Annotated in this window: 24 protein-coding genes; 11 read left to right on the top strand and 13 right to left on the bottom strand. The window is 52.0% G+C overall.

Annotation, left to right across the window (positions count from 1 at the left end):
* Positions 1–4: 4 nt before the first annotated feature.
* The 9 genes from ptsN to LH86_RS02855 form a co-directional block, all read right to left on the bottom strand.
* Positions 5–502 (bottom strand): PTS IIA-like nitrogen regulatory protein PtsN, encoded by a 498-nt coding sequence (ptsN, locus tag LH86_RS02895; protein WP_039298192.1) that lies wholly within the window; start codon positions 500–502, stop codon positions 5–7.
* 81 nt (positions 503–583) lie between these two features.
* A complete protein-coding gene (gene hpf / locus LH86_RS02890) occupies positions 584–871 on the bottom strand; it encodes a ribosome hibernation promoting factor (RefSeq protein ID WP_008454833.1) in 288 nt (95 codons plus the stop codon).
* Positions 872–893: 22 nt separating this feature from the next.
* On the bottom strand, positions 894–2,327 hold the full coding sequence (gene rpoN, locus LH86_RS02885; protein ID WP_039298191.1) for an RNA polymerase factor sigma-54: 1,434 nt from the start codon (positions 2,325–2,327) through the stop codon (positions 894–896).
* Positions 2,328–2,375: 48 nt separating this feature from the next.
* Positions 2,376–3,101, bottom strand: coding sequence for an LPS export ABC transporter ATP-binding protein (lptB, locus tag LH86_RS02880; protein WP_008454830.1), 726 nt, complete (start codon positions 3,099–3,101; stop codon positions 2,376–2,378).
* Between the two features lie 6 nt (positions 3,102–3,107).
* Positions 3,108–3,659, bottom strand: coding sequence for a lipopolysaccharide ABC transporter substrate-binding protein LptA (gene lptA, locus LH86_RS02875; RefSeq protein WP_039298187.1), 552 nt, complete (start codon positions 3,657–3,659; stop codon positions 3,108–3,110).
* Entirely contained in the window at positions 3,628–4,200 is a 573-nt protein-coding gene (gene lptC, locus LH86_RS02870; protein WP_039298185.1) for an LPS export ABC transporter periplasmic protein LptC, read from the bottom strand. Before lptC ends, lptA begins: the two co-directional genes overlap by 32 nt.
* Entirely contained in the window at positions 4,197–4,763 is a 567-nt protein-coding gene (gene kdsC / locus LH86_RS02865; protein WP_039298182.1) for a 3-deoxy-manno-octulosonate-8-phosphatase KdsC, read from the bottom strand. Before kdsC ends, lptC begins: the two co-directional genes overlap by 4 nt.
* Before the next feature lie 16 nt (positions 4,764–4,779).
* Positions 4,780–5,766 (bottom strand): arabinose-5-phosphate isomerase KdsD, encoded by a 987-nt coding sequence (gene kdsD / locus LH86_RS02860; protein WP_039298180.1) that lies wholly within the window; start codon positions 5,764–5,766, stop codon positions 4,780–4,782.
* Positions 5,767–5,782: 16 nt separating this feature from the next.
* On the bottom strand, positions 5,783–6,760 hold the full coding sequence (locus tag LH86_RS02855) for a calcium/sodium antiporter (RefSeq protein WP_039298178.1): 978 nt from the start codon (positions 6,758–6,760) through the stop codon (positions 5,783–5,785).
* 229 nt (positions 6,761–6,989) lie between these two features.
* Between LH86_RS02855 and mlaF the strand changes: the two genes are divergently transcribed.
* From mlaF to murA, 7 genes are all read left to right on the top strand, one after another.
* A complete protein-coding gene (mlaF, locus tag LH86_RS02850) occupies positions 6,990–7,805 on the top strand; it encodes a phospholipid ABC transporter ATP-binding protein MlaF (RefSeq protein WP_039298176.1) in 816 nt (271 codons plus the stop codon).
* A 7-nt stretch (positions 7,806–7,812) separates the two neighbouring features.
* Positions 7,813–8,595 (top strand): lipid asymmetry maintenance ABC transporter permease subunit MlaE, encoded by a 783-nt coding sequence (gene mlaE, locus LH86_RS02845; protein ID WP_008454823.1) that lies wholly within the window; start codon positions 7,813–7,815, stop codon positions 8,593–8,595.
* Between the two features lie 4 nt (positions 8,596–8,599).
* Positions 8,600–9,151: an outer membrane lipid asymmetry maintenance protein MlaD gene (gene mlaD / locus LH86_RS02840; protein WP_039305875.1), complete on the top strand. Its 552-nt coding sequence runs from the start codon at positions 8,600–8,602 to the stop codon at positions 9,149–9,151.
* 17 nt (positions 9,152–9,168) lie between these two features.
* Positions 9,169–9,798, top strand: coding sequence for a phospholipid-binding protein MlaC (mlaC, locus tag LH86_RS02835; protein ID WP_008454821.1), 630 nt, complete (start codon positions 9,169–9,171; stop codon positions 9,796–9,798).
* Complete coding sequence (gene mlaB, locus LH86_RS02830; protein WP_039298173.1) at positions 9,798–10,100, top strand: lipid asymmetry maintenance protein MlaB; 303 nt, start codon at positions 9,798–9,800, stop codon at positions 10,098–10,100. Before mlaC ends, mlaB begins: the two co-directional genes overlap by 1 nt.
* A 133-nt stretch (positions 10,101–10,233) precedes the next feature.
* Positions 10,234–10,488, top strand: a complete 255-nt coding sequence (ibaG, locus tag LH86_RS02825) for a BolA family iron metabolism protein IbaG (RefSeq protein WP_008454819.1) — start codon at positions 10,234–10,236, stop codon at positions 10,486–10,488.
* Positions 10,489–10,541: 53 nt separating this feature from the next.
* A complete protein-coding gene (murA, locus tag LH86_RS02820; protein WP_039298171.1) occupies positions 10,542–11,804 on the top strand; it encodes a UDP-N-acetylglucosamine 1-carboxyvinyltransferase in 1,263 nt (420 codons plus the stop codon).
* 46 nt (positions 11,805–11,850) lie between these two features.
* On the opposite strand, the gene sfsB is transcribed toward murA, so the two are convergent.
* Together sfsB and ispB are read right to left on the bottom strand one after the other, a co-directional pair.
* Positions 11,851–12,114 (bottom strand): DNA-binding transcriptional regulator SfsB, encoded by a 264-nt coding sequence (gene sfsB / locus LH86_RS02815; RefSeq protein WP_039298169.1) that lies wholly within the window; start codon positions 12,112–12,114, stop codon positions 11,851–11,853.
* A 235-nt stretch (positions 12,115–12,349) separates the two neighbouring features.
* Positions 12,350–13,321 (bottom strand): octaprenyl diphosphate synthase, encoded by a 972-nt coding sequence (gene ispB, locus LH86_RS02810; protein WP_039298167.1) that lies wholly within the window; start codon positions 13,319–13,321, stop codon positions 12,350–12,352.
* A gap of 260 nt (positions 13,322–13,581) precedes the next feature.
* Between ispB and rplU the strand changes: the two genes are divergently transcribed.
* From rplU to cgtA, 4 genes are all read left to right on the top strand, one after another.
* A complete protein-coding gene (gene rplU / locus LH86_RS02805; RefSeq protein ID WP_008454812.1) occupies positions 13,582–13,893 on the top strand; it encodes a 50S ribosomal protein L21 in 312 nt (103 codons plus the stop codon).
* Positions 13,894–13,912: 19 nt separating this feature from the next.
* The gene (rpmA, locus tag LH86_RS02800; protein ID WP_007673187.1) at positions 13,913–14,170 is read left to right on the top strand and encodes a 50S ribosomal protein L27; all 258 of its coding nucleotides are present in this window, start codon (positions 13,913–13,915) and stop codon (positions 14,168–14,170) included.
* A 90-nt stretch (positions 14,171–14,260) separates the two neighbouring features.
* Positions 14,261–15,226, top strand: coding sequence for a DMT family transporter (locus LH86_RS02795; RefSeq protein WP_039298165.1), 966 nt, complete (start codon positions 14,261–14,263; stop codon positions 15,224–15,226).
* 16 nt (positions 15,227–15,242) lie between these two features.
* Positions 15,243–16,415 carry an Obg family GTPase CgtA gene (gene cgtA / locus LH86_RS02790; RefSeq protein WP_039298163.1) on the top strand — a complete coding sequence of 391 codons (1,173 nt, stop codon included), beginning with the start codon at positions 15,243–15,245 and terminating at the stop codon, positions 16,413–16,415.
* 35 nt (positions 16,416–16,450) lie between these two features.
* On the opposite strand, the gene pmrB is transcribed toward cgtA, so the two are convergent.
* Together pmrB and pmrA are read right to left on the bottom strand one after the other, a co-directional pair.
* Positions 16,451–17,506 (bottom strand): two-component system sensor histidine kinase PmrB, encoded by a 1,056-nt coding sequence (gene pmrB / locus LH86_RS02785; protein WP_039298160.1) that lies wholly within the window; start codon positions 17,504–17,506, stop codon positions 16,451–16,453.
* The gene (pmrA, locus tag LH86_RS02780) at positions 17,503–18,165 is read right to left on the bottom strand and encodes a two-component system response regulator PmrA (protein WP_039298158.1); all 663 of its coding nucleotides are present in this window, start codon (positions 18,163–18,165) and stop codon (positions 17,503–17,505) included. Before pmrA ends, pmrB begins: the two co-directional genes overlap by 4 nt.
* Positions 18,166–18,167 lie beyond the last annotated feature (2 nt).

Here is an 18,167-nt window from a genome sequence, read left to right as displayed (position 1 = left end):
CCAACTATTCATTTTCGCTGTCGTTATCGACTTCTGTTTCAGTAATTATCTGGTAAAGCTCTTCGTCGCTGCTGGCTGAGCGCAGCCTGCGACAAATGGTTTTATCCGCCAGACGCTTGGCCACCAGAGAAAGCGTGTGCAGGTGGGTTTTCGTCTGGTCAGCCGGTACCAGCAACGCAAATAACAGGTCAACCGGCTGATTGTCGATGGCATCAAAAGCGATTGGTGTTTCCAGTTGAATAAAGACGCCGACGGCGCGAAGCGTATCTTCCTCCAGCTTGCCGTGGGGAATAGCGATACCGTTGCCAATGCCGGTACTGCCCATACGCTCACGGGTCAGCACGGCTTCGAAAACAACCTGCGGCGGAAGGCCAAGCTGTTTGGCTGCCAGTTCGCTGATGATTTCCAGCGCGCGTTTTTTACTCTGGCAGTGGACGCCACTGCGAGTACATTCCTGGTTAAGGACATTGCTCAGTTGTAGAGCGGAATCGTTGTTCATCATAAGTTCACCTAAGCACTTTTGTGCAAACGGCCCGCTACTTAAGCAGCGGGCCGGCCATATGCACATCGGATGCCCGGATTATCAGTGTTGTTTTAGTTTATCTTTGTGTTTCGTTAACTGTCGGGCCAGTTTATCAATCAGGCCGTCAATCGCCGCATACATGTCCTGGCCTTCGGCACTGGCATGCAGTTCTCCACCGTTCACATGCAGCGTAGCATCCGCTGTATGGGTGACTTTTTCCACCTTTAATACAATATAGACCTGGTTGATTCTTTCGAAGTACTGCTCCAGTTTGGCAAACTTCGAGTTCAGAAATTCACGCAGTGCTTCAGTGATCTCGACGTTTTGTCCCGTAATGTTGAGCTGCATAGTGTCTTCCTTATCGGTGAAGTCACACCAGCTGTTTACGCTGGTTTGACGGTGGAATGGATAAAGACTCTCGGTACTTCGCAACTGTGCGGCGCGCCACCATAATACCTTGATCCGACAGCATTGAGGTTAACTTACTGTCGCTCAGCGGTTTGGCGGGATTTTCCGCAGCTATTAACTTCTTCACCAGCGCCCGAATTGCCGTGGAGGAGGCTTCACCGCCACCTTCGGTATTGACGTGGCTGGAGAAGAAATATTTCAATTCAAAGATGCCGCGTGGGCTATGCAAATATTTCTGAGTGGTCACCCTCGAGATTGTCGACTCGTGCATGTCCACTGCCTGAGCAATATCGGCCAGCACCATCGGTTTCATGTGCTCTTCACCGTGCTCAAAGAAGGCCTGCTGCTGCTCGACAATGCATCGGCTCACGCGTAATAACGTATCATTGCGACTTTCCAGGCTTTTAATCAACCATTTCGCTTCCTGCAGGTTACTGCGTATAAACTGTGAGTCGCTGTCATTGCGCGTGCTGCCGCTCATAGCTGCGTATTGCTGGTTGATTTTGAGGCGTGGGATACTGTCTGCGTTAAGCTCTACAACCCAGCGCGCCAGGTGTTTGCGCACCAGTACATCAGGGATAACGTACTCTGGTTCACCCGTTTGGATCGACTGGCCAGGGCGGGGATCAAGAGACTGAATCAGGCACATGGCCTCTTTAAGCGCGTCCTCTTTGATGCGCGTGACCCGCATCAACGTCCGGAAGTCGTGATTTGCCAGCAGATCTAAATGATCGCTAACGATAAGCCGGGCTTCCGCCAGCCATGGGGTCTCTTTGGCGTACTGAGAAAGCTGAATTAACAGGCAATCGCGTAAGTCCCGTGCTGCCACGCCGACGGGATCAAAACGCTGGATACGTTTGAGGACGGCTTCCACTTCGTCAAGGCTCACATCGTCGTGGCCCAGGCTTTCCAGAATGTCTTCAAGTGGAACGGTGAGATACCCGGTTTCATCCACCGCATCGACAATAGACGTCGCAATAGCGGCATCCGTATCGGAAAATGGCGTCAGATCGACCTGCCACATCAGGTAGTCCTGTAGCGACTGGGTCGTTTCACCCTGGTAGATCGGCAGCTCATCGTCCAGATAGTCCGTTCCTGTCCCTGAAGGAGTACCGGCGGTATAAATTTCATCCCAACTGGCATCCAGCGGCAGCTCATCGGGCATCTCTTTCTGCTCGAGGGCTTCACGGGTGTCCATTGCTTCGCTCTCAGGCATTTCCTGAGTATCGATCTCATCATGTAGGTCGGTTTGCTCAAGCAATGGATTACTGTCCAGTGCCTGCTGGAGTTCTTGCTGAAGCTCTAACGTTGAGAGCTGTAGCAGACGGATAGCCTGCTGCAGCTGGGGCGTCATAGCAAGTTGTTGGCTAAGCCGTAATTGCAAACCTTGCTTCATGTTCAGAACAAACGTCCTCAAATAAGTCGTGTAAGACTTCCCACCCTATCAGAGTCTGAACTCTTCGCCCAGATAGACTCGCTTAACTTGCTCGTCTTCAAGGATTTCTTCCGGTGTACCGTGGGCAATCAGGTGCCCCTGACTAACGATGTAGGCGCGTTCGCAAACGGCCAGCGTTTCGCGGACGTTATGGTCGGTAATCAATACGCCGAGGCCGCTGTCACGCAGGTGCTCGATGATGCGTTTGATATCAATGACGGAAATAGGATCAACCCCGGCAAAGGGTTCATCCAGCAAAATGAATTTCGGGTTGGCCGCCAGCGCGCGGGCGATTTCAACGCGGCGACGTTCACCGCCGGATAGCGACTGCCCAAGGTTGTTGCGCAGGTGCGAGATGTGGAACTCTTCCATCAGCTCGTTAGCGCGATCGTCACGCTGCTCTGACGTCAGGTCATCGCGAATCTGCAGTACCGCCATCAGGTTATCAAACACGCTCAGGCGGCGGAAAATGGACGCTTCCTGTGGCAAATAACCGATACCGCGACGTGCTCGAGCATGCAGCGGCAGCAAGCTGATGTCTTCTTCATCAATAATGATGTTGCCCGCATCACGTGGCACGATACCCACCACCATGTAAAACGTCGTGGTTTTACCGGCGCCGTTTGGCCCGAGTAACCCCACAATTTCGCCCGATTTAACGGTCAGGCTGACGTCTTCGACTACGCGGCGGCCTTTATAGGCTTTGGCCAGATTTTTCGCAATTAAAGTTGCCATAACGAATTAGTTACTCTTTTTCGGTGCCGGTTGCTGGCCGTTTTTGTTTTGCAACTGAGACGGTACCAGTACGGTGGTCACGCGTTTGCCTTTCTCGCTAAACGCCTGCATTTTTTGCTCTTTCACCAGGTAGGTGATTTTGTCGCCGGTAATGTTGCTGTCCAGCTGTTCAAGGTAAGCGTTGCCGGTCAGCACAACGAAGTCATTAGCCAATTCATAATGCATGGTGGACGCGTGGCCTTGTACCGGCTTACCGTTGTCCTGCATTTGATAGAAGGTAGCAGGGTTACCATAGCCATCAATCACCTCTTTGCCTTGTTCACCGCCTGGGCGGGTCACAACGACTTTATCGGCGTTGATTTTGATCGTGCCCTGAGTCACAACGACATTGCCGGTGAAGGTCACGACGTTGCCCTGCATATCGAGAGACTGCTGGTCGGATTCGATATGAATAGGTTGGTCGGTGTCACCTGTCAGTGCCCAGGCTGACAGCGGTACGGCAAAAAGTGAACCAAGCAGAACAAGTTTAAGGCTGAGTTTGTTTATTCTGGATTTCATAGGAGGTTTTAACCTTTTCAATCAGCTGTGCAGTTTGGCTGCGTAAGTTGCCACGCATTTTCAGGCCGCTGGAATTAAATGTGGTGCCGTACAAAGTCACCAGGTCGTCAGAAGCGACATCCTGAGTAATTAAATTCACCTGCGCATTGTCCGTCGTGATTCTGCGTAACTGAGAGTCAGGTGTTAACGCAGTGACGACAACGTTGCCGTATAAATAAAGCATTTTGTCATCGGTAAGTTTGGCGCGATCCGCGTGAATTTCCCATGTGGCGATTTTATTTTCATCGTACTGGGTCATGACGGGCTTGGTGAACCATGAAATACCCGTGTCCGAGAAGTATTCAACGTGTTGAGCAATAAGCTTATAGTTCAGCGCGCCCTGTGGGTTGTATACGACTGTCGTGGAGAATTCGCTTTGATAAGTTGGCGTATCGCTGTTAACGGTTACGCCGGGCTCGTCCTTCTCCGTCAGATTCAGGCCGATAAGCACTAATGCCGCAATGGCAAGCAGGAAAATAATCCAACGTCTGGTCTTGCTCATATGGATTGCCCTTTCGCCTCATCAAGCTTGCCTTGCGCCATCAACAGAAGATCGCAGATTTCCCGTACTGCACCTCGACCACCGCTGATTCTGGTCACGTAATCTGCTTTTGGCATCAATAATGGGTGGGCGTCTGCAACGGCAACGCTTAAACCGACCCGTTCCATGACTGGCCAGTCGATCAGGTCATCGCCAATATAGGCAACCTGATCGGGAGGCAGCGCAACTTTTGACAACAGATCGTGGAACGCCACAAGCTTGTCGGATTGCCCCTGATAAAGGTGGGTAATGCCCAACGTTTCGCAGCGATCTTCCAGCAGTTTTGCTTTCCTGCCTGTAATAATAGCGACTTCAATTCCGGAGGTCAGGGCGCAGCGAATGCCATAGCCATCGCGTACGCTGAAGGCTTTTAGCTCTTCACCGCTGTTGCCCATGTAAATAAGGCCGTCAGACATCACGCCGTCAACGTCCAGAATCAGCAGGCGAATCTCCTTCGCCTTCGCTATGACCTGCGCGCTAACCGGCCCGTAGCAGGTATTAAGCAGCGCATCATGGTTACTCATTAAGGCTAATCCTTTTTTAAACTACGCCTGCGCGTAGCATGTCATGCATATGTACCACACCCAGCAACTGGTCGCCATCTGCGACCAGAACCGAAGTAATATGGCGTGACTGCATCAGATTTAATGCATCAACAGCCAATGTTCCCGGACGTACGCGAATGCCGCCTGTTGTCATGACATCCGCAATACGTAAGGTATGTAAATCGACGCCCATATCGAACACGCGACGTAAATCGCCGTCGGTAAAGATGCCTTCAATTTTCATCAGGTCATTGCAGATGACCGTCATCCCCATATTTTTACGGGTAATTTCTAACAGCGCATCGCGCAAAGAGGCCTCTTTGCTTACGTGCGGGATATCATCACCCGTGTGCATGATATCGTTCACGCGGAGTAACAGCTTACGACCCAGCGCGCCGCCAGGATGAGACAGCGCAAAATCTTCAGCGGTAAAACCACGGGCCTTCAATAACGCTACGGCCAGCGCATCGCCCATAACCAGCGTCGCCGTTGTGCTGGACGTTGGCGCGAGGCCAAGAGGGCAAGCTTCCTGAGGCACTTTGATGCACAGATGGATATCCGCTGCGCGACCCATTGAGCTTTCCGGGCGGGCGGTCATGCAAATCAAAGGCACCTGAAGGCGCTTTAATACCGGGATGAGCGCCAGAATTTCGTTCGACTCGCCGGAATTAGAAATCGCCAGGACGATGTCCTGCGCCGTGACCATGCCTAAATCACCATGGCTGGCTTCTCCAGGGTGCACAAAAAAGGCTGGCGTGCCGGTACTGGCAAAGGTTGCCGCGATCTTTTTCCCAATATGACCCGATTTTCCCATCCCCATGACAACAACTTTACCGGGGCAATAGAATATCTTCTCACAGGCCTGTGAGAAATCGTCGTTAATATACTGGTCGAGTTGAGCCAGGCCTTCACGTTCAATATTGAGCACGTCTTTGCCCGCTTGTTGAAAGTCAAAACCCGGTGCTAAATCTATATGAGACATAATTCCCGTTTCCGCTTTATCCGACGACAGGTGGCGCAACGAACCACAGCACCACGATCCATATGATGAATCCACATGTTAACAGAGCGCCCGCGAGCTTGCCGATTTGGCGAGGTTTGCGCCAGCAGAGCAGGGCAAAAACAGCACTTACCGCTAACATCAACCAATAATCCCGGGCAAAAGCTAACGGGTTGATGTGGCCCGGTGCCACCAACGCAGGAATGCCAAGCACAAACACAACGTTAAAAATGTTCGAACCGATGATATTACCAATCGCAATGTCATCTTCGCCCTTGCGCGCTCCGGCTATGGCGGTTGCTAATTCCGGCAAACTGGTGCCAATCGCAATGATCGTCAAACCGATAACCAGTTCGCTTACGCCAAAATAATGGGCAAGCACCGAGGCATTATCGATGACCATCCGCGTTGCCATCGGCATAATAACCAACGCCACTCCCAGCCATAAAAATGCGACGGACAGGCTGCCTTCTTGAGGGAGTTCGGCCTGTTGCTCCCGCGTCAGGCTATCAACACCCTGCCGTTCCGCAAGGCGGCCTATTCTAATGATAAATAGTAGATATAACACCGCGATTGTCAGCAGCATCACACCTTCCACCTGCGTCAGCTCACCGTCATAGAGAAACAGACCTGCGGCGGCACTCACCGCCAACATTAGAGGCAATTCACGACGTAGAATATCGGAATTAACGGTAAATGGGTGCAGCAGCGCGGCGAGCCCCAGGATCAGCATAATGTTAGTGATATTTGAGCCGATAGCTGTCCCTACGGCCAAATCCAACTGTCCGTGCAGCGCTGACGTACTGGCGATGATAATTTCAGGCAGTGAGGTGCCAATGCTGACCACCGTCATACCGATAATCAGCGGCGGGATCCCGATGCTGCGACAAAGTATCGCTGCGGCGAAAACTAAACGGTCGGCGCCATAGACCACCAGAAGTAAACCAATAATTAATAGCGCCGTAGCTAACAGCATGAAAAATCCTTTATTAGGGTATAATCGCCGATCCTGAGGGGCTGAAGGGTCGGGCAAAACGAAGTGCAGCCTGAGCCTGGCGATAAGTCTTAATTCTGACTTTATGCGGCGAAAAAGTAAAACAAATGCCAGCTTTCGCTAACCTGCACAGGTAATATTCTGTAAAAATGTTGGGTTTTAGCATCCCTTTGAGGCCATGCTTGCCGACAAACATAAAAAAGGAAGGGCGATGAGTCAGACAGAAGCCAATCTGGTTGAGATCCGTGGGATGAGTTTCTCCCGCGGCGAGCGCCAGATCTTCGAGAATATTTCGCTGACGGTACCACGCGGCAAGGTGACGGCGATCATGGGGCCATCGGGGATCGGTAAGACTACGCTACTGAAGCTTATTGGCGGGCAGATCCAGCCAGATAGCGGCGAGATCCTTTTTGATGGTGAGAACGTACCGTCGATGTCGCGCTCGCGGCTTTTTACGGTGCGTAAACGCATGAGTATGCTGTTCCAATCCGGTGCCTTATTTACCGATCTTAACGTGTTTGAAAACGTGGCTTATCCACTGCGTGAACATCTTCAGTTACCAGAGCCTCTATTGCACAGCACGGTGATGATGAAACTGGAAGCAGTGGGGCTTCGCGGGGCGGCTAATCTGATGCCTTCTGAATTATCTGGCGGGATGGCGCGCCGCGCGGCGTTGGCCCGTGCTATAGCGCTTGAGCCAGACCTTATTATGTTTGATGAACCTTTCGTCGGACAGGATCCCATTACCATGGGCGTGCTGGTTAAGCTTATTTCAGAGCTTAACAGCGCTCTTGGCGTCACCTGCATTGTGGTATCACACGATGTGCCAGAAGTATTAAGCATCGCGGATTACGCTTATATTGCTGCCGATCAGCACATTGTTGCTCAAGGTAGCCCGGCGGAACTGCGTGAAAACCACGATCCACGCGTTAGACAGTTCCTTGATGGAATCGCGGATGGCCCTGTGCCGTTCCGTTATCCAGCCAGGGATTATCAACAAGATTTATTACCTGGAACGAGGAGCTAAACTGCTCATGCTGCTAAATGCACTGGCATCTCTCGGGCGACGCGGGATAAAAACCTGCGCTTCGTTTGGGCGTGCCGGACTGATGTTATTCAACGCGCTGGTAGGGAAACCGGAGTTTCGCAAGCATGCGCCGTTGCTGGTTCGTCAGCTTTATAACGTCGGCGTACTGTCGATGCTGATCATTATGGTTTCCGGCCTGTTCATCGGGATGGTGCTTGGCTTACAGGGCTATCTGGTGCTGACGACTTACAGCGCCGAGTCGAGTCTCGGTATGCTGGTGGCGCTTTCACTGCTCCGTGAACTTGGCCCGGTTGTTGCCGCGCTGCTGTTTGCCGGGCGTGCGGGTTCTGCATTAACCGCTGAAATTGGCCTGATGCGTGCGACGGAACAACTGTCCAGCATGGAGATGATGGCGGTCGATCCGCTGCGCCGCGTCGTTTCACCGCGCTTTTGGGCTGGGGTTATCTCGCTGCCGCTTCTGACGCTTATCTTCGTAGCCGTAGGCGTTTGGGGTGGTGCTCTGGTGGGCGTGAACTGGAAAGGTATTGATGCCGGTTTCTTCTGGTCAGCCATGCAAAATGCGGTCTCATGGCGGCTGGATTTGGTTAACTGCGTGATTAAAAGCGTAGTCTTCGCCATTACCGTAACGTGGATTGCGTTATTCAACGGGTACGATGCTATTCCGACCTCTGCCGGGATTAGCCGGGCAACCACGCGCACCGTTGTGCACGCTTCTCTGGCCGTTTTGGGCCTCGATTTTGTGCTGACAGCACTGATGTTTGGGAATTGAGTTCATGCAAACAAAGAAATTTGAAGTTTGGGTTGGTGCTTTTCTGCTGGTCGCGCTGGTCGCTATTATTTTTCTCTGCCTGAAAGTGGCGAATGTGACCTCTCTGCGTAGCGAACCGACTTATCGGGTATACGCCACCTTCGACAACATCGGTGGCCTGAAAATGAGTTCGCCGGTTCGCCTTGGTGGTGTTGTTATTGGTCGAGTTGATGGTATCGCTCTTGATCCGAAAACCTACTTGCCTCGCGTAACGCTGGACATTGAGCAGCGCTACAACCAGATCCCTGACACCAGCTCTCTGGCGATTCGCACGTCTGGCCTGTTGGGTGAGCAATATATTGCGCTTAACCTCGGCTTTGATGACCCGGAACTGGGGTCATCTATGCTGAAAGATGGCAGTACCATTCAGGATACGAAATCTGCTTTGGTTCTTGAGGATCTGATAGGTCAGTTCCTTTACAAGAGCGGCAACGGCGACAATAAGAATTCTGGCGATGCCGAAGCACATCCTGCAGGCCATACTGATGCCGCACCGCAGTCAGGCACTACGAATTAATTTAAGAGGAACGAGTGATGTTTAAGCGTCTTATGATGGTAGCCATGCTGGTAATCGCCCCGTTTGCGATGGCGGCAGACCAGACCAACCCTTACAAATTAATGAACGAGGCGGCGCAGAAGACCTTTGATCGCCTTAAAAACGAGCAGCCTCAGATTCGACAGAACCCGAATTACCTGCGGGATATCGTCGGCCAGGAGCTGCTGCCGTACGTACAAGTAAAATACGCGGGTGCGCTGGTGTTAGGGCGTTACTACAAAGATGCTACGCCTGCTCAGCGTGACGCTTACTTCAAGGCTTTTGAAGAGTATCTGAAGCAGGCCTATGGTCAGGCGCTGGCGCTGTATCACGGTCAGACTTATCAAATTGCCCCTGAGCAACCTCTTGGCAACGCTGATATTGTGGCGATCCGTGTGACGATTATCGATCCAAATGGGCGTCCGCCGGTGCGTCTTGATTTCCAGTGGCGTAAAAATAGCCAAACCGGGAACTGGCAGGCATACGATATGATCGCCGAAGGGATCAGCATGATCACCACCAAACAAAACGAGTGGAGCGACCTGCTTCGTACTAAAGGGATCGATGGTTTGACCGCGCAGCTGCAGTCGATTTCGAAACAGCCAATTACCCTGGACAGTAAAAAGTAATGGCGGAAGAACTAAGCTGGAAACAGGACGGTGCAACGCTGCATTTCTTCGGAGAGCTGGATGGCGGCACCGTTAACTCGCTTTGGCAGCAGCGTGAGAAAGTGGTCGCGGGTATCAATCTCTTTGAGCTAAGTGGCTTAACTCGCGTTGATACAGCCGGGCTGGCGTTGCTTATTCACCTGACAGGCATCGTGACTCACCAGGGAAACAAGATTGAGCTTAGGGGCGCCACTGATAATTTGCGCACGCTGGCTCAACTCTACAATCTGCCAGAGGCGCTGTTGCCACATCTGGCAGGCTAATGATTTCAGCACGTTACTTTCAAAGCCCTCGAACTGTTAAGTTCTGGGGCTTTTTGCTTATTTAAGCGGACGCCACTTTCCTCTAAGATGTGTGGCTTATTTCATCATTTATTAATCGACGAATAGATACCCCATGGAAAATCATGAAATTCAGACAGTGCTGATGAACGCACTGCCCCTCCAGGAAGTCCACGTCTCAGGCGATGGCAGCCACTTTCAGGTGATAGCGGTGGGTGAGTTATTCGCCGAGTTAAGTCGCGTCAAAAAACAGCAAACCGTGTATGCCCCGCTGATGGAATTTATCGCGGATAATCGCATGCATGCTGTGTCTATTAAGACCTATACGCCGGAAGAGTGGGCGCGCGATCGCAAACTGAATGGTTTTTGAATCATCGGCTCAGGCTGGTGATAACGTTTTGAATTTAAAAGAGAGCAGTTTCAATGGATAAATTTCGTGTGCAGGGGCCTACCCGCCTGAGTGGAGAAGTCACAATCTCAGGGGCTAAAAACGCCGCGCTGCCGATCCTCTTCGCCGCACTTCTGGCGGAAGAGCCGGTAGAGATTCAGAACGTTCCAAAACTGAAAGACATTGATACCACGATGAAGCTGCTGAGCCAGCTGGGTACCAAAGTTGAGCGCAACGGTTCCGTCTACATTGACGCCAGCGGCGTAAACATTTTCTGTGCGCCATATGACCTGGTGAAAACCATGCGTGCATCTATTTGGGCGCTAGGGCCACTGGTTGCTCGCTTTGGCCAGGGGCAGGTTTCTCTGCCTGGCGGGTGTGCCATTGGCGCTCGTCCGGTGGATTTGCACATTACTGGTCTGGAGCAGTTGGGCGCGGAGATTAAGCTGGAAGAAGGCTACGTTAAGGCGTCGGTAAATGGCCGCCTTAAAGGCGCTCATATCGTAATGGATAAAGTCAGCGTGGGTGCAACCGTGACCATCATGAGTGCGGCCACACTTGCAGAAGGCAAAACGATCATTGAAAACGCTGCTCGTGAGCCGGAGATCGTCGATACTGCGAACTTCCTTAACACCCTGGGCGCGAAGATCAGCGGTGCGGGCACCGATCGTATTACTATCGAAGGCGTTGCTCGTTTGGGTGGGGGCGTTTATCGCGTGCTGCCTGACCGTATTGAAACCGGGACCTTCCTGGTGGCGGCGGCAATCTCTGGCGGTAAAATTCTTTGCCGTAACGCGCAGCCGGATACTCTGGATGCTGTTCTGGCGAAGCTGCGTGAAGCAGGTGCGGAGGTTGAAACGGGTGAAGACTGGATCAGCCTTGATATGCATGGCCAACGTCCAAAAGGCGTGACGGTGCGTACGGCTCCGCACCCAGGTTTCCCTACCGATATGCAGGCGCAATTCACCCTGCTGAACCTGGTGGCGGAAGGGACGGGCGTTATCACCGAAACTATCTTCGAAAACCGCTTCATGCATGTGCCTGAATTAATCCGTATGGGCGCGCATGCTGAGATCGAAAGCAATACGGTTATCTGCCACGGTGTTGAAAAGCTTTCCGGCGCTCAGGTAATGGCTACCGATCTTCGTGCTTCTGCAAGTCTTGTTCTGGCGGGCTGTATCGCTGAAGGAACAACGATAGTGGATCGTATTTACCACATTGATCGCGGCTATGAGCGCATTGAAGATAAACTTCAGGCGCTGGGGGCTAAGATCGATCGCGTCAAGGGAAGCGAGTAAACATCCTCCCTTAATGACGAATAGCCGGGGCATGCCCCGGCTTTTTTTATAGCTGCCGGATCTTCCGGCTTCGGTCGATAAACTCATGGGTCACCGGGTCGTGGTAGCGTGAAGGCCAGATAACCTGCGGTGTGACACCTAAAGCCTGAGCGATAATCAACTCCCCCTTAGGCCAGGGGCGTGATAGCGCATTGGCGAGCGTTGATGAGCTTAAACCTGACTGGCGCGACAAGGCGGCGAGCGACGTTTTCTTTTTTCGCAGTCCGGCAATGATGTCCGCCGGATGCCAGTCCACAAATTGATTTTCCATAATCTCTCCCTGTGATCTTACTAATCCTGCTCTGAGCTGAGCGATGGTACAGGAAATTTATAACATAAAAATTTCCAAATGATTCCAGTAAGTGCAAGGAATAATAGATTCTGTGTTTTCATCCGCAAATATGATGAAAGCCAGTGAAAATGATTAGAAAAGGAAAAGAAAGTAAAGGCTGGAAGAGTGATTTATTGGAAACTTTAGCGCGCCGTTTGGCGCGCTAAAGTCCAGGCTAACGATCGCGCTGTACGGACATGTGGGCTAAAGAGATCAGTGCTTCCCGATGCGGGCTATCGGGGAGGACAGAGAGAGCATCGATGGCTTTATCTGCTTCCTCTTCGGCGCGTTGGCGAGTCCACTCCAGAGAACCGCAATCTGCCATAGCTTTCAGAACTGGATCCAGCAAATGACGGCCATTTCCCTGTTCGATCGCTTCACGAATCATCTGAGCCTGTTCTGGTGAGCCGTTGCGCATGGCGTGTAACAGCGGCAGCGTCGGTTTGCCTTCGTTGAGATCATCTCCGACGTTTTTACCCAGCGTTTGTCCATCTGAGCTGTAATCCAGCAGGTCATCAATGAGCTGGAACGCAGTACCCAGGTAGCGCCCATAATCCTGCAGCGCTTTTTCCTGAACTTCCGTAGCGCCTGCCAGAATACCTGAGCATTGAGCTGCAGCTTCAAACAGACGGGCCGTTTTGCTGTAAATGACCCGCATATAGCTTTCTTCAGTAATGTCTGGGTCATTACAGTTCATCAGCTGTAGCACTTCGCCTTCAGCGATAACGTTTACGGCCTCTGACATCACCTCCAGCACTTTCAGCGAACCGAGGCTGGTCATCATCTGGAATGCTCGCGTATAGATGAAATCACCCACCAAAACGCTCGCTGCGTTGCCGAAAGCGGCGTTGGCTGTAGCTTTACCCCGACGCATATCTGATTCGTCCACGACGTCATCGTGAAGTAGGGTGGCGGTATGTATAAATTCTATCAGCGCTGCAATTCTGACATGCGATTGCCCGTCGTAAGCAAGCGCCCGCGCGGCAAGCACGGCAATCATTGGGCGGATACGTTTACCGCCACCGCTGACGATGTAGTAGCCCAACTGATTGATCAGTTGAACATCGGAATTCAATTGCTCAAGGATTGTCGCATTGACACCCGCCATATCTTGCGCGGTTAACTCATTAATTTTTTCTAAATTCATCGCAAAAGTCTGGCTTTCGTCCTGTTTATTCCATATCCATATGGCATAACGAGAGGGTTGAGGTTCGATACTGTAGTACAGATTGTACTGAAAAAACGAGGCAGATAAACGGTGTGTGTGCTGTTGCGTTTTTTTTCTACGGTAATTGACGATCGGGCTTGTCAAACCCTCACGATTTGCGTAATATTCGCGCCCTATTGTGAATATTTATAGCGCTACCTGAAACCTATGTAAGGTAAGCGCGGAAAGCGGAGTTTTATATGTACGCGGTTTTCCAAAGTGGTGGTAAACAACACCGAGTAAGCGAAGGTCAGACCGTTCGCCTGGAAAAGCTGGACATCGCAACTGGCGAAACTGTTGAGTTCGCTGAAGTTCTGATGATCGCAAACGGTGAAGAAGTCAAAATCGGCGTTCCTTTTGTCGATGGTGGCGTTATTAAAGCTGAAGTCGTTGCTCACGGTCGTGGCGAGAAAGTTAAAATCGTTAAGTTCCGTCGCCGTAAACACTATCGTAAGCAAGCGGGCCACCGTCAGTGGTTCACTGATGTGAAAATTACTGGCATCAGCGCCTAAGACCTGAGGAGTAGATTAAATGGCACATAAAAAGGCTGGCGGCTCAACTCGTAACGGTCGCGATTCAGAAGCAAAACGCCTGGGTGTAAAACGCTTTGGTGGTGAAACTGTACTGGCTGGTAGCATCATCGTTCGTCAACGTGGCACCAAATTCCACGCTGGCAACAATGTAGGTTGTGGTCGTGACCACACCCTGTTTGCTAAAGCAGACGGTAAAGTGAAATTCGAAGTTAAAGGCCCGAACAATCGTAAATACATCAGCATCGTTGCTGAGTAAGTTTTTCGGTCCGGTAACGGATGAAAGCCCCGCAACGTGTTGCGGGGCTTTTTACATTGTGCGCCTGGTAAATTAAAACAGGGAATGGGTATGGGGCAGCAGGCGGGAATCGGTATTCTTTTAGCGTTAACCACGGCGATGTGCTGGGGGGCGTTACCCATAGCGATGAAGCAGGTGCTTCCGGTGATGGCGCCACCGACCGTGGTCTTTTATCGATTCCTGATGGCCAGTATTGGCCTGGGTATTTTCCTTGCGATTCGGGGGAAATTACCGCCGCTCAGAATGTTCCGCAAGCCCCGGTGGCTAGTGTTGTTAGCGATCGCCACAGGGGGATTATTTGGCAACTTTCTGCTCTTTAGTTCTTCCCTGCAGTATTTAAGTCCTACTGCGTCTCAGGTTATTGGCCAGCTTTCTCCTGTCGGGATGATGGTGGCGAGCGTAGTAGTGCTAAAAGAGAGAATGCGTGGTACGCAGATTATTGGTGCCATTATGCTCTTATGTGGTCTGGTGATGTTCTTCAACACCAGTCTTGTAGAGATTTTTACCCGCCTGACGGACTACACCCTTGGTGTTATCTTCGGCGTGCTGGCGGCAACAGTTTGGGTCAGCTATGGTGTGGCGCAGAAGGTGTTATTACGCCGGTTAGCCTCACAGCAGATCCTCTTTTTGTTGTACACTTTATGTACTATTGCACTTTTGCCGCTGGCAAAACCTGGTGTGATTTTCCAGCTCAGTAGCTGGCAACTGGCATGTCTGGTTTTTTGCGGTCTGAATACGCTGGTAGGATATGGCGCGCTCGCTGAGGCGATGGCGCGCTGGCAGGCCTCCCAGGTTAGCGCCATCATTACGCTAACCCCGTTATTTACGTTGCTGTTCTCAGACCTGCTGTCTCAGGCCTGGCCCGAGTATTTCGCCATACCGATGCTTAACCTTGTGGGTTATATCGGGGCACTCGTGGTTGTGGCTGGTGCGATGTATTCCGCGATTGGCCACCGCCTTTGGGGGCGCTGGCATAAAACCGAAACGGTCACGCCGGTGCAGCGTTCGGGCGAATGATTTACGGAGAAGTAAGATGAAGTTTGTTGATGAAGCAACGATCCTGGTCGTAGCAGGTGATGGCGGTAACGGCTGCGTTAGCTTCCGTCGTGAAAAATATATCCCGAGAGGCGGTCCGGACGGTGGTGATGGTGGTGATGGTGGTGACGTATGGCTTGAAGCCGACGAGAACCTGAATACGCTTATCGATTATCGTTTTGAAAAGGCGTTCCGCGCAGAGCGTGGTCAGAACGGCCAAAGCCGCGATTGTACCGGTAAACGTGGGCATGATGTCACTGTAAAGGTGCCAGTTGGTACCCGAGTGATCGATCAGGGCACCGGTGAAACCATGGGCGATATGACGCAGCACGGTCAAAAGCTGATGGTTGCCAAAGGCGGCTGGCACGGTCTGGGTAATACCCGTTTTAAATCCTCCGTAAACCGTACCCCACGTCAGAAAACGATGGGTACTCCGGGTGAAAAACGCGATCTGCAGCTAGAACTGATGCTGCTGGCCGATGTCGGTATGCTCGGTATGCCAAATGCGGGTAAATCTACCTTTATCCGTGCGGTATCTGCAGCGAAGCCAAAAGTGGCTGATTATCCGTTTACTACGCTAGTGCCAAGCCTGGGCGTTGTTCGTATGGACAATGAAAAGAGCTTCGTTGTCGCGGATATCCCGGGGCTTATTGAGGGCGCTGCTGACGGCGCTGGTCTGGGCATTCGCTTCCTTAAGCACCTTGAGCGCTGCCGCGTATTGCTGCATCTCATTGACATTGAGCCTATCGATGGCTCTGACCCGGTTGAAAACGCCCGTATCATCGTTGGCGAACTGGAGAAATACAGCGAAAGCCTGGCGTCAAAACCTCGCTGGCTCGTGTTCAACAAAATCGACCTGATGGATAAAGCGCAGGCCGAAGAGAAAGCGAAAGCCATTGCCGAAGCGCTTGGTTGGGAAGGTAAATACTACCTGATCTCCGCTGCCAGCCAGATGGGCGTGAAAGATCTCTGCTGGGATGTGATGACCTTTATCATCGAGAACCCTATTACGGCGGCTGAGGTCGCTAAACAGCCAGAGAAAGTCGAGTTTATGTGGGATGATTACCATCGCCAACAGCTTGATGAAATGGAAGCTGAAGCAGAAGAAGACTGGGATGACGACTGGGATGATGAAGACGACGAAGGCGTCGAAATTATCTACCAGAAGTAAGTCTCAATGAAGAAGGCCGGTGCTACCGGCCTTTTTTATTGGATGCTGTTCGGAAGCCAGCAGCCAGCCCGCAGGCCGCCTTCCGTACGATTGCCCAACTCCAGGCGGCCATGGTGAAGCTGAACAATCCGCTGCACAATGTTCAGACCCAGTCCGCTACCGCCATAGCGCTGATCCATACGCCTGAATGGCTCAGTGATTTGTTGAAGATATTCGTCTTTAATGCCCGGGCCGCTGTCGGCCACGCTCAAGATCGTTCCACCCTCTTTTTCCATCAATACCAAATGAATTTCGCCTTTTTCCGGGCTATAACGAGAGGCGTTTTCCAGCAGGTTACGCAGCATTAAACGCAGCAGCACGGCATCACCCTGCACGGTCAGAGCGGATGCTGCAGGCCAGATTAGCTTTTGCGAGCGCTGTGCCGCCAACTCTTCCATTTCCATTTTAAGCGGCGCAATGATGTCGTCAGTCCAGACCAGCGTATTGTAATGCCCGCTGGCCAGAGCTTGCCCGGCGCGGGAAAGCATCAGCAGCTGTTCAATGGTATGCATAAGCTGATCGATACGTGTCAGCAGCATCGGAGCCTGCGCTACCCCATTTTTTACCATCAATTCCAGATGTAACCTGAGCCCAGCAAGCGGTGTTCTCAGTTCGTGGGCCGCATCGGCAGTGAATAAGCGTTCCTGTTGAATCGTATGATCCAGCCGGCCAAGCAGCTGGTTGAGGGAATTGGTTACCGCCACCATTTCGTCCATGTCGGAAAACATAGGCAGGGGAGTGAGGTTGTCGGCTGAGCGGCTAGCCAGGCTTGAACGCAGCTGATTTAGCGGGCGGGTTATCCAGGTAATGGCCCAGAAAGAGAAAAACAGCGTAAAGGCAACCATGACCAGAGAAGGCACCAGCAGGGAAGCAATCGCTTCGCGAATCTCTTTTTCGACCTGCTGGTTTCGGGCTTTTGCGGAGAGCGTTTCACTCACCAAAAAGCCAATCTGCTCACGGCTTTCATGCCACAGCCAGACAACGCTAATTAACTGGAAGAAAAGAAGAATAAGCGCCAGCAGGATCATCAGGCGCCGGCGCATGCTGCTCATGAACGGGTTTCCAGCCGGTAGCCAACGCCGCGCACGGTTTTGATTCTGTCTTTGCCTAATTTTCGGCGTAGGTTGTGAATGTGCACTTCAAGGGTGTTGGAGCCAGGATCGTCCTGCCAGCTGTAAATATCCTGCTGTAGCGTTTCGCGGTGGACCGTCTGGCCGATTCGCATCATCAGGCGTGTCAGAAGTGCGAACTCTTTGGGCGTAATTTCTACGGCCTGATTGGCGAGTAGCACCTGCTGAGTCTGCAAATTGAGAGTTAAATCGTCTTCCTGAAGCAGGTTGTCGCTGTGTCCCTGGTAGCGGCGGATCAGCGCTCTCGCACGCGCCTGCAGCTCTGCCAGTGCAAAAGGCTTAACCAGATAATCATCAGCGCCGGAGTCCAGACCATTCACCCTGTCTTCAAGCGCGTCACGAGCCGTCAGGATAAGCACTGGATTTTTGACTCCGCGCCGACGCCACTGGCTCAACAGCGTGGCACCGTCTTTGTCCGGGAGGCCAAGGTCGAGAATAATCAGGCTGTATTCACCGCTTTGCAGCAGGGCATCAGCCTCCGCAGCCGTTGCGGCGCAGTCCAGCGCGTAGCCTTCCCCACCTAATGCCAGCGCAAGACCTTCCTGCAGCAGTAAATCGTCTTCAACAATAAGCAGTTTCATAG

The organism is Cedecea neteri (genome assembly GCF_000758325.1).
Lineage (GTDB): Bacteria > Pseudomonadota > Gammaproteobacteria > Enterobacterales > Enterobacteriaceae > Cedecea > Cedecea neteri_B.
The sequence above is the reverse complement of the archived record's forward strand: the minus strand, read 5'-3'. Positions and strand labels throughout refer to the sequence as shown.